This window comes from Marinomonas algicola (assembly GCF_014805825.1).
GTDB classification, from domain to species: Bacteria; Pseudomonadota; Gammaproteobacteria; order Pseudomonadales; family Marinomonadaceae; genus Marinomonas; species Marinomonas algicola.
Genome location: NZ_CP061941.1, coordinates 2,109,278 through 2,128,578, shown reverse-complemented (window position 1 = coordinate 2,128,578; position 19,301 = coordinate 2,109,278). Strand labels below are relative to the sequence as shown.

The window sequence follows — 19,301 nt, the reverse complement described above, 5'->3', positions numbered from 1 at the left end:
GGGATATGTCAGAACGTGAAGTGATGGAATTTGATGTGGTAATTGTTGGTGGTGGTCCTGCAGGTCTTTCATCCGCTTGCCGTATAATGCAATTAGCTCAAGAGCAAGAAAAAGAAATTAGTGTTTGCTTAGTTGAAAAAGGGTCTGAAATAGGCGCTCATATTTTATCTGGCGCTGTTGTTGATCCTATTGCTTTAGAAGAGCTTTATCCTAATTGGAAAGCGCTAGGGGCACCGCTGAATACCGAAGTAAAGGTTGATGAATTGCATTGGCTACATGATGATAAAGTAAGTCGTCAGTTTTCCAATTGGATGATTCCAAAAACCATGCACAATGAAGGTAACTATGTCATCAGTTTAGGCAACTTATGTCGATGGTTGGCCGAAAAAGCGGAAGAGCTGGGCGTTGAAGTGTTTCCTGGTTTCACCGCCGCAACGGTAGCTTACGATGACTCTGGTCGAGTAGAAGGTGTTATTACTGGTGATATGGGGATTGCCGCTGATGGGACTGAAAAAGACAGTTATATGCCAGGAATGCTACTTAAAGCTAAGTACACTATTTTTGCTGAAGGCTGCCGTGGTCACCTTGGAAAGCAATTAATCCAACATTTTGGATTGGACAAAGACGCCGATCCACAACATTATGGATTGGGTATTAAAGAGTTATGGGACGTTCCTGCCGAACAAAGTAAACCAGGTACCGTTATTCATACGGCTGGATGGCCTTTAGGTAACGAAGCGGGTGGAGGGGGATTCTTATACCATCTTGAAAATAACCAAGTGGTCGTCGGGCTCATTACGGACCTCAACTATAAAAACCCTTTCTTAAGTCCTTATGATGAATTCCAGCGTTATAAGCATCATCCATTGATAGCAAAGCATCTGCAAGGCGGCAAGCGGGTTTCCTATGGCGCACGAGCCATTGCTAAAGGTGGCTTACGTTCTTTACCTGAGATGGTTTTTGAGGGTGGTCTACTTATTGGTTGTGACGCGGGAACTTTAAACCCAGGTAAAATCAAAGGTACCCATACGGCCATGAAAACCGGTTTGTTAGCCGCAGAATCGATTGTTAACGCCTTATTAGGTGAAAATCCTCCTAGTAAGTTAACCGATTTCACCGAAGCATTTAATGCGTCTTGGGTAGGGAAAGAATTGCAACAAACACGCAATTTTGTTCCGGTCATGCATAAATTAGGCACTTTCTTTGGCGGCGCTTATAACTGGGTTGATCAAAACCTTTGCTCTGGGTCATTACCTTTTAACTTTACTGACGTGGTGCCAGATTATGCGTCTCTTGAGTTGGCGGAGAAGCACCAGAAAATTGTCTATCCAAAGCCTGATGGTTTACTCAGCTTTGATAAATTGTCGTCGGTGTTTTTATCGAATACCAATCATGACGAGGACCAACCCAGCCATTTAAAACTCACGGATAAAGACATACCTATACAGAAGAATTTACCCATGTACGATGAGCCTGCTCAACGATATTGTCCAGCCGGTGTGTATGAAGTGGTTGAAAAAGAAGGCGAGTCTGTGTTTCAAGTAAACAGTCAGAACTGCGTTCATTGTAAAACCTGTGATATAAAAGACCCTTCTCAAAACATTACTTGGGTTGTACCAGAAGGCACAGGTGGACCAAATTATCCTAACATGTAGATGATAATGAGGCTCAAACGATAAGTGAGTCATTTGACTTTAAAAAAACCAATTTATTCGAACATAAGTTGGTTTTTTTTTGCTTTTCGATTGTAAATTTCATAAAAAAATAGACTTCATTAATTTGCCTCTAGATAAAGTTTCGTTGAAGGGGAATAATATCAGTATCTTTTACATAGGGTTGAAGTAATGAAAATCTGGGTTGACGCCGATGCGTGTCCAAATGTGATTAAAACCATCTTATTTCGTGCCGCTGAACGGGTGCAAATTGAATGCATATTGGTTGCTAATCAGCTAATAGCCATACCTCCATCTCCTTGGATTAAACGTCATCAAGTTTCACAAGGATTTGATGAAGCCGATAATTACATCGTGGATCAGGTAGCGGAAAGCGATTTAGTGATAACCGCCGATATACCATTAGCGTCCGACGTCATTGCAAAACAGGCTATTGCAATAAACCCTCGCGGTGAGATCTACACTAAAGAAAACATTAAACAACGTCTTGCGATGAGGGATTTTATGGAGCAAATGAGAAGCAGTGGTGAAAATATTGGTGGTCCTGAAAGCTTCAATCATCAGGACAGAGCGGCCTTTGCCAATGCACTGGATAAGTTATTAATGAAAATGCGTTAATGAATTCAAAAAGTGAATCCGTTGGTTAACTTTTGATACTTTATGAGTGTTGAATTATCTGAAAAGGTGCTTTCTTGAAGACAGCTTTTCAGTTAATTTCACTTAAAGGTAAACAACTCATGAAAAGAATTATTGTCGTTGGTGGGGGGGCTGGTGGGCTTGAATTAGTCACCAAACTTGGCCACAAACTTGGGAAGCGAGGGGAAGCCGAAGTCATACTGGTTGATCGCAGCCGAACCCATATCTGGAAACCTTTGTTACATGAGGTGGCGACTGGGTCATTAGACATCAATACCGATGGTATTAATTATCGTGCCCACTCTGCAAGGCATTATTACCAATATCAGTTAGGTACTATGATTGGTATGGACGCCGAATCAAAAAGCATTGAGTTAGAGGCCTTGCTGGATGAAGAAGGCCATGAAATTCTACCTGTTCGATCATTGTCTTACGACATCTTAGTACTGGCGGTTGGCAGTGTTAGTAACGATTTTGGTACACCTGGTGTGAAGGAAAATTGCTATTTCCTTGATTCTCACAAGCAGGCAGAGCGCTTTCAGCAAGCCTTGCTCAACCAGTTCTTGCGTGTTCATCAAACAAGTGGCAATGATGCAAAGCTTAAACTGGCTATTGTTGGAGCGGGTGCGACAGGTGTTGAGTTGGCCGCTGAGCTGAATCATGTGGCCGATCTTTTAAAAGCCTATGGTATGAGAAACATGTCATCAAGGCGAATGGAAGTGAGTCTGATTGAAGCCGGTGGTCGAATTCTGCCTGCGCTTCCAGAGCGAATTGCCTTGTTAGCACGTAAAGAACTGTCACGATTAGGTGTGAAAGTCAGTGAAGACACTCGTATTGTTAGAGCAACAGATCAGGGCTTTTTAACGGCGGATGAAAACACCATAGAAGCCGATTTAATGGTGTGGGCGGCGGGTGTAAAAGCGCCAGATTTTATTAAAAACATAGAGGGTTTGGAAACCAACCGTGCTAATCAAATTTTAGTTAAACAAAACTTGCAAGCGACTCAGCTAGAGACCGTCTATGTTATCGGCGATTGTTGTGCCTGTGAGTTAGCTGACGGAAAATTTGTACCTCCGCGAGCCCAGTCAGCCCATCAAATGGCGTCTTTAGTGGGTGACAATATTGTAGCAAGCTTTACTGATAAACCATTAAAAGAATTTAAATACAATGATCATGGGTCATTAGTTAATTTAAGTCGTTACAGTACTGTTGGCAGTTTAATGGGCAATTTGTCCAGTAAATCTATGTTTGTAGAGGGGAGAATTGCCCGATTTGTCTATGTTTCACTATACAGAATGCATCAAATTGCGATTCATGGATGGATTAAAGCGCTGCTGATTATGTCTGTAAAACGCATCAGTAAAGCGGTTAAACCGAAAATGAAACTACATTAAATTGCAACGACATTAAATTGCAACAGCACCCACTAAATAGGCCGAGTGAGTGCTGTTTTCTCGATTAATGTAGAGACAATAAAATAATACTGTAAGGACCCAAGATCAATTCCTTATCAATGACTTCTCCCGACTTGATACTTTGAGGAAGCTCAATAACGTCCAGTTGCGCTGTTTTGTCAACAAGTGCTTCTAGCGCCATTCTTTTCTCTTCATGACCCGTATTGATTCCTACTAGGGTTTTTCTATTATCCAGCTCTCTAATGTAGATTAAGCGCTTTTCATCGTTAAATAAGAATGTAATGCGGCCTTCAATAAATTCAGGGTGGGACTTCCTGAGCGTCAAAAAGTCAGAGTAAGCTCGCATCACCGAGTTAGGCTCTTGCTCCTGAACGGCGACGGATTGACTAAGGTGCGCTTTCTCAACAGGAAGCCAAGGAGTGTGTTGACTAAAGCCACCATTTTCCGAGTTTTCCCATGGCATGGGAGTTCGGCAACCGTCTCGTCCTTTAAATTCAGGCCAAAAGGTAATGCCAAACGGATCAACAAGATCTTCAAATGCTAGCTCCGCTTCGGTCAGCCCTAGCTCTTCGCCTTGATATAAACAAACGCTGCCACGTAAAGTGAGTAGCATGGCCATAAACACTTTTGCTTGTTCCATATTAGGCGTGCCGTTTTCAGACCACCTCGATGCCACTCGGTTAACATCATGATTGCCAATTGTCCAACAGGGCCAGCCATCCCCTAACGCATTTTCTATTTGTTCCATGGTATTGCGAACATGACCCATGGAGGAATCATGGGTCAGCAGGTCAAATGAATAACACATATGAAGCTTGTCATTACCTTGAGTGTATTCAGCCATGGTTTTGAGGGAAAAATCACAACCCACTTCACCCACAGTAGTGGTATTGGGGTAACGATCCATTAGGGCTCTGATGCGTTGCAAGAAGGGTATGTTTTCTGGTTGGGATTTATCGTATAAGTGCAACTGAAATGCATAAGGGTTATCAAGTCGAACGCCAATACTGCCTTCTACAATGTCGTGTTTTGGCGGATTATCTTTTAATTCGGCATCGTGATAGAAAAAGTTGGCCGTATCTAATCGAAAGCCATCAACGCCACGTTTTAACCAGAATTCCAATGTGTCCATAAGTGCAGTTACTATCGCAGGGTTGTGGAAATTTAAATCTGGCTGGCTGTCCAAGAAGTTATGAAGGTAATACTGACAACGCCGACTGTCCCAATGCCAAGCAGGGCCACCAAAAACAGACATCCAATTATTCGGAGCCGTACCGTCTGGTTTAGCGTCTTGCCAAACATACCAATCGTGTTTGTCGTTAGTGTGGTTTTGGCGTGATTCTTCAAACCAAGGGTGCTGATCAGACGTATGGTTTAATACTTGGTCAATGATCACTTTTAAACCAAGGGAATGAGCTTTAGTAATGAGAGCGTCAAAATCCGATAACAGGCCGAAGATCGGATCTACATCGCAATAGTCGGAGACATCGTAACCAAAATCTTTCATTGGTGAAGTAAAGAAGGGAGATAGCCAAATGGCATCTACTCCTAAAGAAGCGACGTAATCAAGTTTACGGGTGATACCTGGAAGGTCACCTATACCATCATTATTAGAATCTAGGAAACTGCGAGGGTATATTTGATAAATAACGCCACCACGCCACCAGTTTGATTTGTTTTCTAGCATCAAAGCTTACTCCTAAAAAATTAATGAGATCTTTCGCATTTTATGTTCTCGATTTTAAACGCTATGTTATATACTTATACGGTAGTTGCATAAGTTGTTTTACTATATTCCTAAAATAACGATAAAAGAATCGTATTAAACTTTGCCTAAGCGTTTTCAGCCATCACCACTTTCAACACGACTCTAGGTATATCATGTTTCCAGCTCGATCTAGTTCTATTGCTTGGCCATTATTCGGGTATTTTTTCTTCTTTAGTAGTCTAACTGGCTCAATGGCTCCCTATATTTCAATGTACTACAAATCTCTTGATCTTAGTGGCTCAGAGATTGGCCGTATCATGGCGCTATTGACTTTATCAACGATTGTTGTGCCTCATTTTTGGGGGTGGCTAACAACACGCTTAGGTTTACCAAAGCTAACCCTACAAATAGCAACGGGCTGTACTTTACTGGCTGTTTTGCCCTTTTATTTTGCCCAAGGCTATGAAACCTTTTGGGTGCTGACCTTACTCTTGGCGCTTTCCTACAGTGCTCTAGTACCATTAGCCGACTCTTTTGCGATTAGAAGTATTAAAGGGCTGGGAATACCCTATACAAGAATAAGAGCCGGTGGCTCACTCGGCTACATTTTTGCCGTGACGTTGACAGGATTCATTATTGCAAAAGTCGGTGTTAATGCCATTGTTCCGATGATGATCCTCGCTATTATCATCGCTTTTGCAACGACGTTTCTATTGAAAGAAAAACCCATACCACTTGAAATGGATAAGCAAGTTGGTTCTTTCTGGTCATTATTTAAAATTAAAGAAGTGCGATTCTTCTTACTTTTGTCGTTTCTCTCTTATATGGCGCACGCGCCATTCAATGTTTTCATGGCATTACACCTATCTAATGCCGGTTATTCAGGTGATGAAATTGGTCTGCTCATCTCTTTTGGTGTCGTGATGGAGATCGTTTTATTTTTATTCTTTGGTAACTTATTAAAACGTTACTCCGTGGTTTATGTTGTCGCCTTGTGTTTTGGTTTAGGAATTGCGCGTTGGCTTCTAGTTGGTTGGTACGTTGATAGCTTATGGGTCGTTCTGTTAACGCAATTAACTCATTGTGTTACGTTTGCCTTGTTTCATATGGTGTCAATCGACCAAGTAAATCGACTTTTTCCTGAAAAATATGCAGCGCAAGGTCAAGCCATGTACAGTTCTCTCGCTGTTGGTCTTGGTGGTGGTCTTGGTATGGTCATCGCTGGTTACATTTGGGAGTTAATGGGCGGTCCAACGGCGTTTACCTTTGCCGCGATCATCAGTGCCATTGCGCTTGTTACCTTGATTGCCCATCAACGACGTTAAGGCTCTATTTGAGCTTCAGACATCATAATACGAATAAACATTTGAGCCGCTCGACTTAACGTGCGTTGTTTATGATAAATAACGCCCAATTGCCGAGCAATGTTAAGCTCCGTTAGATCCAATATGCATAACTCATTGTTAATTAAGGTTGAGGGTAACAAAGACCACCCCCAGCCAATACTGGTCAGCATGGTTAAGGTTTCAAAGTTATTGGTGCTCATGCGAATATTAGGCCTGAGTCCATATTTTGCTAATGCTTGATCTACCATTTGCCGTGTGAATGTATTTTGTTTTGGCAACACACATGGATAGGCGGCCAATTTAACCAAATCCACCGATTTTAAATGACTCAGAGGATGATCTTTACTAACGGCACAGACAAAAGGGTCTGACCAAACAGGAATGGATTCAATAGAGCTATCAAGTTGATTCGACAAAGTAATAATGCCTAATTCAACTTCGCCACGCATTACTTGCTGATAAGCCTCTTCAGATTGCGTAAAATCCGCTTCCAAGTTTACATTGGCGAATTCAGAGTGGAAACGTTTGAGCGTAGTAGGCAGTCGCCTGAGTCCAACATGATGGCTGGTAGCAATACGAAGTTCACCACTTATTTCACCTTCTTGCTGTGACATACTGTGCTTAATCTCGTTCAGCTCAAGTGCAATGCTTTTGGCCTTTGGTAAAAGACGCAATCCCGATTCTGTAAGGTGTACTTTACGACCAATACGATCGAAAAGACGGATGTTGAGATTTTGTTCAAGGCTGGCAATGCGTTTACTAATGGCCGGTTGAGTGACAAACAGTTTTTCGGCGGCTTCGGAAAAAGAGCCCGTTTCAGCGACTTTTATAAAAGTAAGCAGTTCAGAAATATCCATCATTCCAAAAAATTATCCAAAACATGAAAAATATGAATTTGAGTAATTTAAAGCAAAGCTTTAGGATAATCAAATAGATAAAGAGGAGAGAGCAAATGTCGGCAAAAACACTTTACGATAAGTTGTGGGATGACCACTTGGTTCAGCAACGTGACGATGGTAGTGCATTGATTTATATTGATTTACAGTTGTTGCACGAAGTGACTTCACCACAAGCTTTTGAAGGTCTGCGTATTGCAGGCCGCACGCCATGGAGAATCAGTGGCAATTTAGCGACACCAGATCACAATGTACCCACTACTAATGCTGAGCGTAAAAGCGGTATTGAAGGTATTTCTGATCCAGTTTCAAAAATCCAAGTGGTTACTTTGGATGATAACTGTGATGAATTTGGTATTACAGAATTTAAAATGCAAGACATACGTCAAGGCATTGTACACGTTGTTGGGCCAGAACAAGGTGCTACATTACCGGGAACCACCGTTGTATGTGGTGACTCTCATACTTCTACTCATGGTGCTTTTGGTGCATTGGCTCATGGTATTGGTACTTCTGAAGTAGAGCACGTCATGGCGACTCAGTGCTTGGTACAAAAGAAAAGCAAAAATATGCTGGTACGTGTAGACGGTAAATTGTCCCCGTGGGTATCGGCAAAAGACGTTGTGTTAGCGATTATTGGTAAAATTGGCACGGCTGGTGGTACAGGCTACGCGATTGAGTTTGGCGGTGAAGCCATCCAATCGCTATCAATGGAAGGTCGTATGACAGTCTGCAATATGGCCATTGAAGCGGGCGCACGAGTGGGCTTAATTGCGGTAGATCAGACAACGATAGATTATGTTAAAGATCGTCCTTATGCACCGAAAGGCGAACAGTGGCAGCAGGCGGTAATGGCTTGGCAAGATTTGCATTCGGACACGGAGGCGCATTTTGACAATGTGGTTGTGTTAAAGGCGGAAGACATTAAACCTCAAGTAACGTGGGGTACCTCACCAGAAATGGTCATTGCTATTGATCAGCCAATACCTCGCCCACAAGATCAAGCGGATGCTGGCGCACAAGAAAGTTATGCACGCGCTTGGAAATACATGGGGCTTGAAGGCAAAACCACTCTCGAGGACATCACTTTAGATCGTGTCTTTATCGGATCGTGTACTAACTCACGAATTGAAGATTTACGTATTGCGGCCGAAGTGGTTAAAGGCCGTCGAGTTGCCTCTACATTAAAAGAAGCCATTGTGGTACCAGGCTCTGGTTTGGTTAAAGCACAAGCCGAGAAAGAAGGCCTAGATAAAATCTTTACGGAGGCTGGCTTGGAATGGCGTGAGCCTGGTTGCTCCATGTGTTTGGCAATGAATGCGGATAAATTAGGTAATGGTGAGCATTGCGCTTCCACGTCCAATCGTAACTTTGAAGGTCGTCAAGGTTTTGGCGGAAGAACTCACTTAGTTAGCCCAGCTATGGCCGCGGCGGCGGCGGTTGCGGGTCACTTTGTTGATGTTAATGAATTGGTTAAACACTAGGAGAGGATTATGCGTCCATTTACCGTACACACTGGATTAGTAGCGCCTTTAGATTTGGCCAATGTTGATACAGATATGATTATTCCAAAGCAGTTTTTGAAATCCATTAAAAGAACAGGCTTTGGGAAGAATCTATTTGATGAATTACGTTATGAAGACGAAGGCCAACCTGATCAAGATTGCTCTATGCGTCCATTAAAAAAAGACTTTGTGTTAAACCAGCCTCGTTATCAAGGCGCAAGTGTTTTACTTGCAGGCAAAAACTTTGGCTGTGGATCAAGTCGTGAACACGCACCATGGGCATTAGATGATTACGGTTTCCGTGTTGTAATTGCTCCTAGCTTTGCTGACATCTTTTTTAATAATTGCTTTAAAAACGGTCTTTTGCCAATTGTATTAACTGAAGCTCAGGTTGAGCAGTTGTTTACTGAAAGCGAGTCTACAGAAGGCTACTCATTGAGCGTTGACTTAGCCGAGCAGAAAGTAACAACGCCTTCCGGTACAGAATTCACTTTTGATGTGGATGCGTTTCGTAAACATTGCTTACTTAACGGTTTAGATGATATCGGGTTAACATTGCAACATGCGGAAACCATTCGTACCTACGAAGAAGCTCGCAAACAAAAAGCGCCTTGGTTATTTGCAGATAAAAAGTAAGGAATGTAAGAATGACGTCTAGAAATGTATTGATTCTACCGGGTGACGGTATTGGACCAGAGATTGTGACACAAGCGGTACGAGTGTTAGACAAAGTAAATGAAACGTTTGGTCTAGGTGTGACTCATGAATCCGCTTTAGTCGGTGGTTCTGCCTATGATGAGACAGGCTCTCCATTACCAGAAGACACCTTAGCAAAAGCAAAAGCCGCTGATGCGATCTTATTAGGTGCCGTTGGTGGACCTAAATGGGATGGACTGGATATGTCGGTACGCCCAGAAAAAGGGCTGTTAGGATTACGTTCAAACTTGGATTTATTTTCCAACTTACGTCCGGCTATTTTGTATCCTCAACTGGCAGAAGCTTCAAGCCTAAAACCTGAGATTGTCGCGGGTCTTGATATCTTAATTGTACGCGAATTAACGGGTGGTATTTATTTTGGTCAACCGCGCGGCATTCGAACATTAGAAAATGGTGAGCGTGAAGGGTTTAATACCTACGTTTACAGCGAATCTGAAATTCGTCGTATTGCTCATTCTGCGTTTCTTGCGGCTCGTCAACGTGGTAAGCGCCTGTGCTCTATCGATAAATCCAATGTACTTGAAGTAACGGTACTGTGGAAAGAAGTCATGGAAGAAGTCGCTAAAGAATACCCTGATGTGGAATTGAGCCACATGTTGGTAGACAACGCGGCCATGCAATTGGTACGTGCTCCAAAACAATTCGACGTTATGGTGACGGGAAATATGTTCGGTGACATTCTTTCTGATGCCGCGGCGATGCTGACTGGCTCCATTGGAATGCTGCCATCAGCCTCTCTAAACTCGGAAGGTCGTGGCATGTATGAGCCTTGTCATGGCTCTGCACCAGATATTGCAGGGAAAGGGATTGCAAATCCGCTTGCAACTATCTTATCTGTTGCTATGATGTTGCGATATTCTTTAGACGCGAAAGACGCCGCCGATGCCATTGAAGCCGCGGTAAGTAACGTCTTGGATCAAGGTTTACGCACAAGTGATATTGCTTCTGAAGGATGCAATGTGATTGGCACACAAGCAATGGGCGATGCCGTACTAGCAGCGCTTTAATTTATACAAAGCAAAAAGGCTTTATACGCGCTTAAAAATAATTTTAGGCGCATTCACTGGGGAAACTGCTCTTGGTATGAGTGGGCCCAAACTAAAAGGTAGAAATCATGTCAAAACAGAATGTAGGTTTAGTCGGCTGGCGCGGAATGGTTGGTTCCGTATTAATGCAACGTATGTTGGAAGAGAAAGATTTTGATCATATTGATCCGGTTTTCTTTACTACATCACAAACGGGGCAAGCGGGTCCTAATATTGGTAAGGATATTCCTCTTTTACAAGATGCTATGGACATTACAGCATTGAAGAAGATGGACATTATTATTACTTGTCAAGGTGGTGACTACACCAAATCTGTTTATGCTGATTTACGTGCCTCAGGTTGGAAAGGGTACTGGATTGATGCGGCGTCTTCACTTCGCATGGAAAAAGACGCCATTATCGTTTTAGACCCAGTGAACCAAAATGTGATTCAACAAGGTCTAAAAGACGGTGTTAAAACCTACGTTGGCGGTAACTGTACGGTTAGCTTAATGTTATTGGCGCTTGGTGGCTTGTTCGAAAAAGGCCACATTGAATGGATGACCTCGATGACGTATCAAGCCGCTTCTGGCGGTGGTGCGCGTCATATGCGTGAGTTGATCAATCAAATGGGTGTATTAAAAGACTCAGTCGCCGCTGATTTAAGTAATCCAGCCAGTGCGATATTAGACATTGACCGTCGTGTAACGGAAACCATGCGTTCAAACGCGATGCCTGTTGACCAATTTGGGGTACCGCTTGCCGGTAGTTTGATTCCTTGGATTGATTCACAATTGGAAAACGGACAAAGCCGTGAAGAGTGGAAAGCTCAAGCCGAGGCAAATAAAATCCTGGGTAACGTTGGCTCGCCAATTCCTGTTGACGGTCTGTGTGTTCGTATCGGTGCGATGCGCTCTCACAGTCAGGCGTTCACTATTAAGTTGAATCAAGATATTCCAGTGGCGGACATCGAGGGCTTATTAGCACAACATAATGATTGGGTGAAAGTCGTACCAAACGAAAAAGAAATCACTATGCAGCAGCTCACTCCTGCCGCCGCAACCGGCACCCTAGACATTCCTGTTGGTCGTATTCGTAAATTGAATATGGGCCCTCAGTACATCAGTGCGTTCTCTGTAGGTGACCAGCTTCTATGGGGCGCCGCCGAGCCTCTGCGTAGAATGTTGCGCATTTTATTGGAAGCCTAGTTACAACGCGTTTTATGTTTGTAAAAATCCCAGCGTATGTCTGGGATTTTTTTTGCCTATCTCTAACGAATTCTGTTCGAGGCTATTCTCTGTTAAAAGACCCTAAAGAACACATAGATCAAAAAAACTGATGATTAACTTAGGAAAAATGCGCTGTTTTCTTGAGTCGGTTTGTTTCACTATAGTGTCACTGTTATTGAGAAGGTTGGAGACATTATCGTGAAACAAGCGGATATCGTAAAACAACGTAAAGGGGTGAGAACACAAGACGGCGATGGAGTCAGTTTGACTCGTGTGTTCGGTGGAAACAGCGCAAGAGATCTCGACCCTTTTCTAATGCTTGATGAGTTCGGTTCCAGCGACCCTGAAGATTATAAAGGCGGTTTTCCTCCGCATCCGCATCGGGGGTTTCAGACAGTGACCTATATGCTCAAAGGCAAAATGGAGCACACCGATCATCTAGGTAATGTGGGGTTATTAGAAGATGGTGGTCTGCAATGGATGAACGCAGGGCAGGGCATCATTCACAGTGAAATGCCTAAGCAAACGGAAGGCACTATGTGGGGCTTTCAACTGTGGGTGAATTTACCGTCTCATAAAAAAATGAGTTCGGCTTGGTATAAAGATATCCCAAGTGACCAAATTCCTATATTAGAAGAAAACGGCATTACCTTTAAAGTTTTAGCAGGTGAACACAAAGGGGTCAAAGGCGCGCTGTACGACACAGAATCGCCTACTTATTTAGACATCGAACTTTGTAAGAACAGCGCCTATCAAATGGAATTGCAACCAGAGCAAACACACCTTCTCTATGTGTTTGTGGGTGAAATGACCGTGAATACAACCAAGGTTTCCACTGGCGAATTAGTGCAAGTCGCGAATGGGGATTTTGTGCATTTGAACAGTAAAAATGGCGCACGTTTTTTAGTCATTTCAGGCACACCATTACAAGAGCCTGTGGTGCAATATGGCCCCTTTGTTATGAACACCGAAGCTGAGATTCATCAAGCGATTTCCGACTACAACAACGGCACGCTTGCACAAGTGGCAGACGCGAAATAAAAGGCAGCCTTGTTATTTGCTTAGCCCGTTTTCGCACATTATTAGGTTTATAGTATGAACATTCTTTTGTTATCAGGCCGCTTTCATTCAAAAAGCAAAAGCCTATCGATTTTACATTTTTTACAAGACGCTTTCCCAGAACATCAATTTCAATTGCCTAAATTAGATTTATTGCCGTTTTACACGGATGATTTGAATGAGAATAAGCCTGACAACGTGCAAGACCTCATTGATCAAATGGCGCTAAGTGATGGCATCATCGTGTGTTCGCCAGAATAAAATCACAGCATCCCCGCCGTCTTAAAAACGCCATTGATTGGGCCTCTCGCCCAGCTTTTAACTCAGTAATAAAAGATAACCCCGTCACTATTATCACTCAAGCAAATAGCCCCGTGGGTGGAGCGAGAGCACAAGCCCACATTAAACTCATTTTTGACTCAACTTTATCGATACTCTATCAAGGTCGCGACTTTAGCCCGACAAAACGGCCTCTTTGATTAAACTCACCTTGGAACACAAAAAAAGCCTTCGTCTTTTCTGCTTGCGCCACTGGCATCGTCAGCGCAGAAAAAACAAAGGCATTTTATTTACCAGATGGTGAATTCCCATCCAACAAAAGCGAACGGCAGTGGTTTGAGAGGGGAAATTAAGAAGTCTGGATATATATACAGTATTTTCTGTGAGTGTCGTAGGTCGGCTTTCAGGCCGACAAAATGCTTTAGAATTATTCAAACTTTCTTGGAACGCAGACTTTTCATGTGGCACCACATTACACCTAAAATGAGAATTTTCTGTAGGTCGCGGCTTCAGCCCGACAAAGTGCTTTAGAGTCATCCAAATGCACTTGGAGCTTACAGAACGTTGGTCTTTAGGCCAGCAAAGTGTTTTTTGATAATACCGTCTTATTCTTTTTATTTAAGAAGAAGCTTTTATAGAATTAAGTCAATTGGGCTATCAGTGCCAGCAAAATGCTGGCCTATAACATGGGTGTAAATTTGTGTGGTTGATACATCGTTATGACCCAGAAGTTCTTGAACGGTTCGAATATCTCTACCCGCCATTAATAAGTGTGTTGCAAAGGAGTGACGGAACGTATGACAGTTGACTCTTTTCTCTATAATCTTAGCGGCATAAACGGCTTTTTTTAATGCTTTACGAGGTACTGAATCATGCTCGCGAATAAAATTATGAAAAGGGCTAGAAGACATCACACACTCCTTGTGGATAATTGACCTATAACTGTACAAATATACAGTTTATTTTTTAGGTTGCCAATAATTGGCTCGATTTGTCTAAAAAATAATCGCGGTATTGTGCGTTTGTACTGGCAAGAATTAAGAAAGTCTTTTAGTATCAAATGGATAATAATATCCTCAGCAGAAATTACAGGCCGTGGATAAAGGTGTAAACCCGCATGCGCATTAATAAAATGTTATATTTTTTAGAGGGTTATGAGTCAATTGAAGTTTTTAGATAATCCAATATTTATGGATGATGTATTTGAGGCTTTATCATCTCAATTTTCAGATAAGCAAGAATTTTTAGATTTCTATAATTCTTTACCTGATGATAAAACAAAAGACGACTTTTTGCGTGTAGGTACAGATTACCTGTTTTTTGTTAAAAGTGGTGATTGGCATGTTGATGTTAAGCGCTCTGCACCGATAGTTAGTTATTTTACAAATTCATTCAAGCTTGTATCGCTACTATCCATTATAGAAGGGTTAGAGAGCACAAAGCATTTGGAGTTTTTTGATTGGTTGAATAAAAGAGAAAATAAAAATATTTTCCCTATCGAGAGAAGAGAGCTTGATGGCCATTATAGAAAATATAAGCAAGAGCATGGTTCAATTTCTAATGTGGTTTCCTTTTTTAAAAGCCTCTCGTCAAATACCCAAGAGCGACTAAGGTCGCATGTTACCATCGATGATGTTCCGATTGAGAGTACGGAATTGCTCGTAAAACTTATTTATCATGTAAGAAGTAAATTTGCTCACTCAACAACACACACATTAGAAATTGGAGACGTTAACCATTGTTCCAAACATAAAGGTAAGTTGATGGTTTGGCGCAAATTCACTATGGGGATGTTGTTAAATTCTGTGGAAGAGGGAATAATTATTCATTTTAGGAATCGTGATCAAAAAATATACCAAGCTGTTCAACTGGACAAAAAATAGCGGGCTATTTCGCTTCGCTCAATTTTAGCCCACTGCATTTTGCAAGTTAACAAGGGCGTTAGAGGATTTAGCTCACAGTAGTCATATATTAAGGGAGAAAAATGGCTTTAATAAAAGAATCTGATTTAAGATCGTATTCAAAAAAAAGTTCTATATCTCTGGAGATTTTATCTAGCAGAGAACTTGATTATGAGAAGTTCGATGTCTTTTTGTCTCATAGCTATCTGGATAAGGATATAGTTTTTAGGTTAAAGAATTACTTAGAAGAACAAGAGCTATTTGTATATGTGGACTGGATTGACGATAAACAGTTGGAGTGCGAATCTGTAAATTCTGCAACGGCTGAAGTATTCCGTAAACGCATGACGCAATGTCAGTCCCTACTCTTTGCGACATCTACGGTTGATTGATTTAGGAAATTACATTGAAAGTTTGGATGACCACATTGATGGGGCGAGCCAAGAAAGTAGTGAATGCCAGGCAATTAGAGAAATTCCAGGAGTTGGTCGATTAACATCATCTGCTTTGGTTGCTAGTGTTGGTGATGCGAAAGAGTTTATATCGGGTCGTCAGTTGTCTGCATGGTTAGGTTTGGTTCCAAGCCAGCATTCAAGTGGTGGGAAGTCGCTTTTATTAGGTATAAGTAAACGTGGAGATGCTTATCTGAGGCGTATGTTTATTCATGGCGCAAGAGCGGTAATAAGGCACTTGAAACCGGGTAAACCTTTTTACGAGTGGGTTATGAGTTTGCAATCAAGAATGCATAAAAACAAAGTGATTGTGGCATTGGCAAATAAATTAGTAAGGATTGTTTGGGCTGTACTTGCACGAGATCAAAAGTATAAAGCTGAAATGGTTTAAATGGTTTAAATGGTTTAAATGGTTTAAAAAATGATACACCAAGTTTTGCTTAGTAAAAAAGAGTGATGACAGGATAGGTAAGACCGTGACTTGGAAATTCTGGGACTAACATCGTTTCGTTGAAAACGCTAAAATGATTAGAACCAAGTCAGCGGAGTTCATCAGGGATAGAGACAATTAATGTCTCGTAAAAAATCCGAATAGATGGCTGCAAAACTACCCTTGTTAATACTTGATTTTGCTTGCAAAAATCGGGGTGTCCATAGATGTTAGCTCTAAGGGACTATTATGGCGTCAATCGAAACTATTATTGAAGAATCATCGGTAAGCCAAAGGACAAATCAGATTACCTTTAAGCTAAGAGTTAAAAACTCTAGTCTACAAGTGGTTAAGGTTTTATCAATAAAACCTAAGTTACCTGAAGGTGCAAAACTAGTCGAAATATCTGACAGCTCAATTGCAACAGCTAAAATTAGAAGAAAGGCTCTATTAGATGATCTAAATTCTCTCCTTAAGCAGTATTTATTAGTAACATCAGAAGGATTTAGAGAAGACTGGGTACGTACTCAGCGAGAAGGAATGAAGAGAATCCTAAGCTTTAGTGGTTTAGCTAAAGTTTACTATCACATGTTGTTTGGCTTTCTAAATTTTGAATCAATTCTTGTTACAGAATTAAAGTCTATTAATTATCAGATTCATTCAAGTACAGAGGCCAAAGTAGCATTTGACAAGTGGCTTTCCAAATCAGAACAGCATAAAAATATATCTAGCATTTTTGAAGCTAAAGTTGAGCAACTGCAAGAGTTAGAGTCCTCAATGAGCCAAGATGAAAAAGAATTTGTAGCCTCTATTCAATCAAGCGAATCTATATATCTAACATATATTATTGAATTTAAGCGGGGGGTTATAGACCCGAAAATGTATAGGTTTAGTGTAGATGTAGATCACCAAAAAGAGGACACTCAAGGGGTACAGAACTCAACTTCATTTTCTAATGTAGAGATTAGCCCACGCCCATGGTGCTTAAGTATAATAGCTATGCTTAGTGGTGCTCTTGGCGTATTTATCAAAAACTCACAAGTCGAAAATTTTAATTTTGATACACTTTTACTTAATCCTGTAATTCATACAAATATAATTTCAGCGAGTATAGTCGCTTTAATTTTTTTTAACATCTATGAACATACGTCATTAGGGAAAGGTTTTAAATTGTCATTGAGTTGGCGGAGTGCTCTATTCATTGGCGCAATAACAGGCTTGGCTCAAGAGAGAATCATTGCTGCCTTTACTGCTTTGCTCGGGGTTGGTTAAGTTAAGTGTTTACCGTGAAGTAAGAGCTAACAAGCGTTTAAGACAGATTCCCAACGCATGGCATTTTTCATTCTATCGTTGGGTTTGTGTTTACGGCGGTATGGTAAGGTTAAGTGGTTGCGTTGCTCACTACTTAACGCGGCGTTAGCAGGCCAAAGCATTAATTTGTTTTTTACCAAAAAGTGGTATGCAAAGCGGTGATTTTTTTAGTTTGTCACGGTTTGTAATTTCAGTTCACGTAACTTAAAAAGCCTGGCAATATAAATCATCAACAACTTTCAAACTTAAGGCAATGGATAGTGAAGTCACACAATTTAAAACAGGAAGTCACAGTTTGTTAGTTCAGCAATTAAATCAAACAGCGGTACGTATCGCGGCCGCTAACAAAAAGCTTAAAACAGAAAACCACTCGCTGGGCTTTGCCCAAAGCACTCGCATTTTCTGTTTAGCTTAGGCGTTATATTCATAAGGAAGTTAAATTTGAACAAATATTTATATAAATATATGCCCTTAAGAAAGCAGTTTTTTGAAGAACCAATGCTGAGGGCAACTCCATTTTACAATTTAAATGATCCATTTGAAGGCCAGTACTCAGAAGAACAAATTAGAAATGTAAATAAGCATGAGAATTTGCATTTAAAGCCGGAAGTTGTTGATATTGACCCTGAAGATAATGAGTATCATATCCAAGCTGTAATTGAAGGCTTGCAAGATGACTTATTCGAATATGGCGTTGTTTCCTTTACGGAAGATTACTCAAATTTATTGATGTGGTCGCATTATGCCGATGAGCATAGAGGGTTTGTTTTAGAAATTGAAAATAGGCCATGGTTAACAGATTCTTATATAAATAGAAACGGCAATCAATTTAGATATAAGAAGAAGCCTTTATGTAATACCGAAGAAAAGCCTGTTCGAGTAGTTTATAGAGATTCACAGCCAAAGTTTGAGCTGCAACATGATGCATTACCTGATAATAAATGGAATGTAAATTATCAGAAATTGATAAAATCAATATTTCTAACAAAGGGCGATAGATGGCTGTATGAAAAGGAGCATCGCTCCGTTCTTAAGGTATCTTACGCAGACAAAATAATTGCGAAATATGACTCTTATGTTGAGAGTATCTGTAGGGATGAGCTTGAAATAAAGCAGTTAGATAATGGATATTGCGAACTGAATTTTGAGTATGATCATGATACCGATGATAATGAAGATGTAAATGGGGGTGGGATTCGAGTAGGTATTGAAGTTATGTCAAAATGCAATACTGACATTATTCATTTGTATCATATAGATCCTAAATCTATCACGGGGGTATATTTTGGCTGCCATGTCAGTGATAGCGATATTAATGAGATTATGAAAACAGTACACGAAAACAACCTCTTTTCAAATAATATAAAATTTAAGAAAGCGAATATTTCTGATAAAAGGTTTGAATTAGTATTTCACGAAATTGAATATAATCGGGTAGCCGGAGGTTTCTAACCTCCAGCCCCCAACATGATGTTTGATAGTAATGGTGAGAGTGGGCCGCCTTGAGGCACACCTTCGAAGCTTGCTTCAAATTGGCCGTTGACCATCACGCCACCAAGAATATACTTACCAATAAGCGCCAGCAGACGCTTATCCTGTACCTTGCTCCTCAATTGAGTCATCAAAAGATCATGATTAACCCGATCAAAGAACTTGGACAGGTCGACATCTACAGCAAATTTGCGCTTTTGTTTGATGATATCCCTTACTTGCAGTACC

The 19,301-nt window shown here is 41.2% G+C and carries 19 protein-coding genes and 1 pseudogene; 16 read left to right on the top strand and 4 right to left on the bottom strand.

Annotation, left to right across the window (positions count from 1 at the left end; translation table 11 throughout):
• Positions 1-5 precede the first annotated feature (5 nt).
• From IEZ33_RS09695 to IEZ33_RS09685, 3 genes are all read left to right on the top strand, one after another.
• On the top strand, positions 6-1,655 hold the full coding sequence (locus tag IEZ33_RS09695) for an electron transfer flavoprotein-ubiquinone oxidoreductase (protein WP_191603444.1): 1,650 nt from the start codon (positions 6-8) through the stop codon (positions 1,653-1,655).
• Positions 1,656-1,844: 189 nt separating this feature from the next.
• On the top strand, positions 1,845-2,291 hold the full coding sequence (locus tag IEZ33_RS09690) for a YaiI/YqxD family protein (protein WP_191603443.1): 447 nt from the start codon (positions 1,845-1,847) through the stop codon (positions 2,289-2,291).
• 119 nt (positions 2,292-2,410) lie between these two features.
• Positions 2,411-3,703 (top strand): NAD(P)/FAD-dependent oxidoreductase, encoded by a 1,293-nt coding sequence (locus IEZ33_RS09685; RefSeq protein ID WP_191603442.1) that lies wholly within the window; start codon positions 2,411-2,413, stop codon positions 3,701-3,703.
• A gap of 64 nt (positions 3,704-3,767) precedes the next feature.
• Here IEZ33_RS09685 and IEZ33_RS09680 read toward each other — a convergent pair whose 3' ends face one another.
• Positions 3,768-5,411 carry an alpha-amylase family glycosyl hydrolase gene (locus IEZ33_RS09680; protein ID WP_191603441.1) on the bottom strand — a complete coding sequence of 548 codons (1,644 nt, stop codon included), beginning with the start codon at positions 5,409-5,411 and terminating at the stop codon, positions 3,768-3,770.
• A gap of 194 nt (positions 5,412-5,605) precedes the next feature.
• Between IEZ33_RS09680 and IEZ33_RS09675 the strand changes: the two genes are divergently transcribed.
• Positions 5,606-6,757, top strand: a complete 1,152-nt coding sequence (locus tag IEZ33_RS09675) for an MFS transporter (RefSeq protein ID WP_191603440.1) — start codon at positions 5,606-5,608, stop codon at positions 6,755-6,757.
• Here IEZ33_RS09675 and IEZ33_RS09670 read toward each other — a convergent pair.
• Positions 6,754-7,638, bottom strand: a complete 885-nt coding sequence (locus tag IEZ33_RS09670) for a LysR family transcriptional regulator (protein ID WP_191603439.1) — start codon at positions 7,636-7,638, stop codon at positions 6,754-6,756. The genes IEZ33_RS09675 and IEZ33_RS09670 overlap by 4 nt on opposite strands.
• Before the next feature lie 92 nt (positions 7,639-7,730).
• Here IEZ33_RS09670 and leuC point away from each other — a divergent pair, with 92 nt between their 5' ends.
• The 7 genes from leuC to IEZ33_RS21020 all read left to right on the top strand — a co-directional run bounded on the left by leuC (position 7,731) and on the right by IEZ33_RS21020 (position 13,688).
• Positions 7,731-9,158: a 3-isopropylmalate dehydratase large subunit gene (gene leuC, locus IEZ33_RS09665; RefSeq protein ID WP_191603438.1), complete on the top strand. Its 1,428-nt coding sequence runs from the start codon at positions 7,731-7,733 to the stop codon at positions 9,156-9,158.
• Positions 9,159-9,167: 9 nt separating this feature from the next.
• Positions 9,168-9,815 (top strand): 3-isopropylmalate dehydratase small subunit, encoded by a 648-nt coding sequence (gene leuD, locus IEZ33_RS09660; RefSeq protein WP_191603437.1) that lies wholly within the window; start codon positions 9,168-9,170, stop codon positions 9,813-9,815.
• An 11-nt stretch (positions 9,816-9,826) separates the two neighbouring features.
• Positions 9,827-10,903: a 3-isopropylmalate dehydrogenase gene (leuB, locus tag IEZ33_RS09655; protein WP_191603436.1), complete on the top strand. Its 1,077-nt coding sequence runs from the start codon at positions 9,827-9,829 to the stop codon at positions 10,901-10,903.
• A gap of 107 nt (positions 10,904-11,010) precedes the next feature.
• Positions 11,011-12,129 carry an aspartate-semialdehyde dehydrogenase gene (gene asd / locus IEZ33_RS09650; protein WP_191603435.1) on the top strand — a complete coding sequence of 373 codons (1,119 nt, stop codon included), beginning with the start codon at positions 11,011-11,013 and terminating at the stop codon, positions 12,127-12,129.
• 219 nt (positions 12,130-12,348) lie between these two features.
• Positions 12,349-13,191, top strand: a complete 843-nt coding sequence (locus tag IEZ33_RS09645) for a pirin family protein (RefSeq protein WP_191603434.1) — start codon at positions 12,349-12,351, stop codon at positions 13,189-13,191.
• A 54-nt stretch (positions 13,192-13,245) separates the two neighbouring features.
• Positions 13,246-13,470: an NADPH-dependent FMN reductase gene (locus tag IEZ33_RS09640; protein WP_191603433.1), complete on the top strand. Its 225-nt coding sequence runs from the start codon at positions 13,246-13,248 to the stop codon at positions 13,468-13,470.
• On the top strand, positions 13,455-13,688 hold the full coding sequence (locus tag IEZ33_RS21020) for an NADPH-dependent FMN reductase (protein ID WP_191603432.1): 234 nt from the start codon (positions 13,455-13,457) through the stop codon (positions 13,686-13,688). The genes IEZ33_RS09640 and IEZ33_RS21020 overlap by 16 nt, the downstream gene beginning before the upstream one ends.
• A gap of 432 nt (positions 13,689-14,120) precedes the next feature.
• On the opposite strand, the gene IEZ33_RS09630 is transcribed toward IEZ33_RS21020, so the two are convergent.
• Positions 14,121-14,399 (bottom strand): tyrosine-type recombinase/integrase, encoded by a 279-nt coding sequence (locus IEZ33_RS09630; RefSeq protein ID WP_191603431.1) that lies wholly within the window; start codon positions 14,397-14,399, stop codon positions 14,121-14,123.
• Positions 14,400-14,642: 243 nt separating this feature from the next.
• On the opposite strand from IEZ33_RS09630, the gene IEZ33_RS09625 reads away from it, so the two are divergent.
• The 5 genes and pseudogenes from IEZ33_RS09625 (at position 14,643) to IEZ33_RS09605 (ending at position 19,034) form a co-directional block, all read left to right on the top strand.
• Positions 14,643-15,371, top strand: coding sequence for a hypothetical protein (locus IEZ33_RS09625; RefSeq protein ID WP_191603430.1), 729 nt, complete (start codon positions 14,643-14,645; stop codon positions 15,369-15,371).
• 101 nt (positions 15,372-15,472) lie between these two features.
• Positions 15,473-15,781 carry a hypothetical protein gene (locus tag IEZ33_RS09620; protein WP_191603429.1) on the top strand — a complete coding sequence of 103 codons (309 nt, stop codon included), beginning with the start codon at positions 15,473-15,475 and terminating at the stop codon, positions 15,779-15,781.
• Positions 15,759-16,232: pseudogene (locus tag IEZ33_RS09615) on the top strand (IS110 family RNA-guided transposase); the annotation flags it as partial. The gene IEZ33_RS09620 and the pseudogene IEZ33_RS09615, both read left to right, overlap by 23 nt.
• 288 nt (positions 16,233-16,520) lie before the next feature.
• Complete coding sequence (locus IEZ33_RS09610) at positions 16,521-17,543, top strand: hypothetical protein (RefSeq protein WP_191603428.1); 1,023 nt, start codon at positions 16,521-16,523, stop codon at positions 17,541-17,543.
• 480 nt (positions 17,544-18,023) lie between these two features.
• A complete protein-coding gene (locus IEZ33_RS09605) occupies positions 18,024-19,034 on the top strand; it encodes a DUF2971 domain-containing protein (RefSeq protein WP_191603427.1) in 1,011 nt (336 codons plus the stop codon).
• Here the strand turns inward: IEZ33_RS09605 and IEZ33_RS09600 are convergent.
• A complete protein-coding gene (locus IEZ33_RS09600; protein WP_240009695.1) occupies positions 19,031-19,279 on the bottom strand; it encodes a reverse transcriptase domain-containing protein in 249 nt (82 codons plus the stop codon). The two genes, IEZ33_RS09605 and IEZ33_RS09600, sit on opposite strands and share 4 nt — an antisense overlap.
• Positions 19,280-19,301: the final 22 nt, after the last annotated feature.

What these genes read in the sequence shown, in the direction of transcription:
- IEZ33_RS09695 (WP_191603444.1), top strand. Translation starts at nt 6, where the DNA reads ATGTCAGAACGTGAAGTGATGGAATTTGATGTGGTAATTGTTGGTGGT.
- IEZ33_RS09690 (WP_191603443.1), top strand. Translation starts at nt 1,845, where the DNA reads ATGAAAATCTGGGTTGACGCCGATGCGTGTCCAAATGTGATTAAAACC.
- IEZ33_RS09685 (WP_191603442.1), top strand. Translation starts at nt 2,411, where the DNA reads ATGAAAAGAATTATTGTCGTTGGTGGGGGGGCTGGTGGGCTTGAATTA.
- IEZ33_RS09680 (WP_191603441.1), bottom strand. Translation starts at nt 5,411, where the DNA reads ATGCTAGAAAACAAATCAAACTGGTGGCGTGGTGGCGTTATTTATCAA.
- IEZ33_RS09675 (WP_191603440.1), top strand. Translation starts at nt 5,606, where the DNA reads ATGTTTCCAGCTCGATCTAGTTCTATTGCTTGGCCATTATTCGGGTAT.
- IEZ33_RS09670 (WP_191603439.1), bottom strand. Translation starts at nt 7,638, where the DNA reads ATGATGGATATTTCTGAACTGCTTACTTTTATAAAAGTCGCTGAAACG.
- leuC (WP_191603438.1), top strand. Translation starts at nt 7,731, where the DNA reads ATGTCGGCAAAAACACTTTACGATAAGTTGTGGGATGACCACTTGGTT.
- leuD (WP_191603437.1), top strand. Translation starts at nt 9,168, where the DNA reads ATGCGTCCATTTACCGTACACACTGGATTAGTAGCGCCTTTAGATTTG.
- leuB (WP_191603436.1), top strand. Translation starts at nt 9,827, where the DNA reads ATGACGTCTAGAAATGTATTGATTCTACCGGGTGACGGTATTGGACCA.
- asd (WP_191603435.1), top strand. Translation starts at nt 11,011, where the DNA reads ATGTCAAAACAGAATGTAGGTTTAGTCGGCTGGCGCGGAATGGTTGGT.
- IEZ33_RS09640 (WP_191603433.1), top strand. Translation starts at nt 13,246, where the DNA reads ATGAACATTCTTTTGTTATCAGGCCGCTTTCATTCAAAAAGCAAAAGC.
- IEZ33_RS09630 (WP_191603431.1), bottom strand. Translation starts at nt 14,399, where the DNA reads ATGTCTTCTAGCCCTTTTCATAATTTTATTCGCGAGCATGATTCAGTA.
- IEZ33_RS09625 (WP_191603430.1), top strand. Translation starts at nt 14,643, where the DNA reads ATGAGTCAATTGAAGTTTTTAGATAATCCAATATTTATGGATGATGTA.
- IEZ33_RS09620 (WP_191603429.1), top strand. Translation starts at nt 15,473, where the DNA reads ATGGCTTTAATAAAAGAATCTGATTTAAGATCGTATTCAAAAAAAAGT.
- IEZ33_RS09610 (WP_191603428.1), top strand. Translation starts at nt 16,521, where the DNA reads ATGGCGTCAATCGAAACTATTATTGAAGAATCATCGGTAAGCCAAAGG.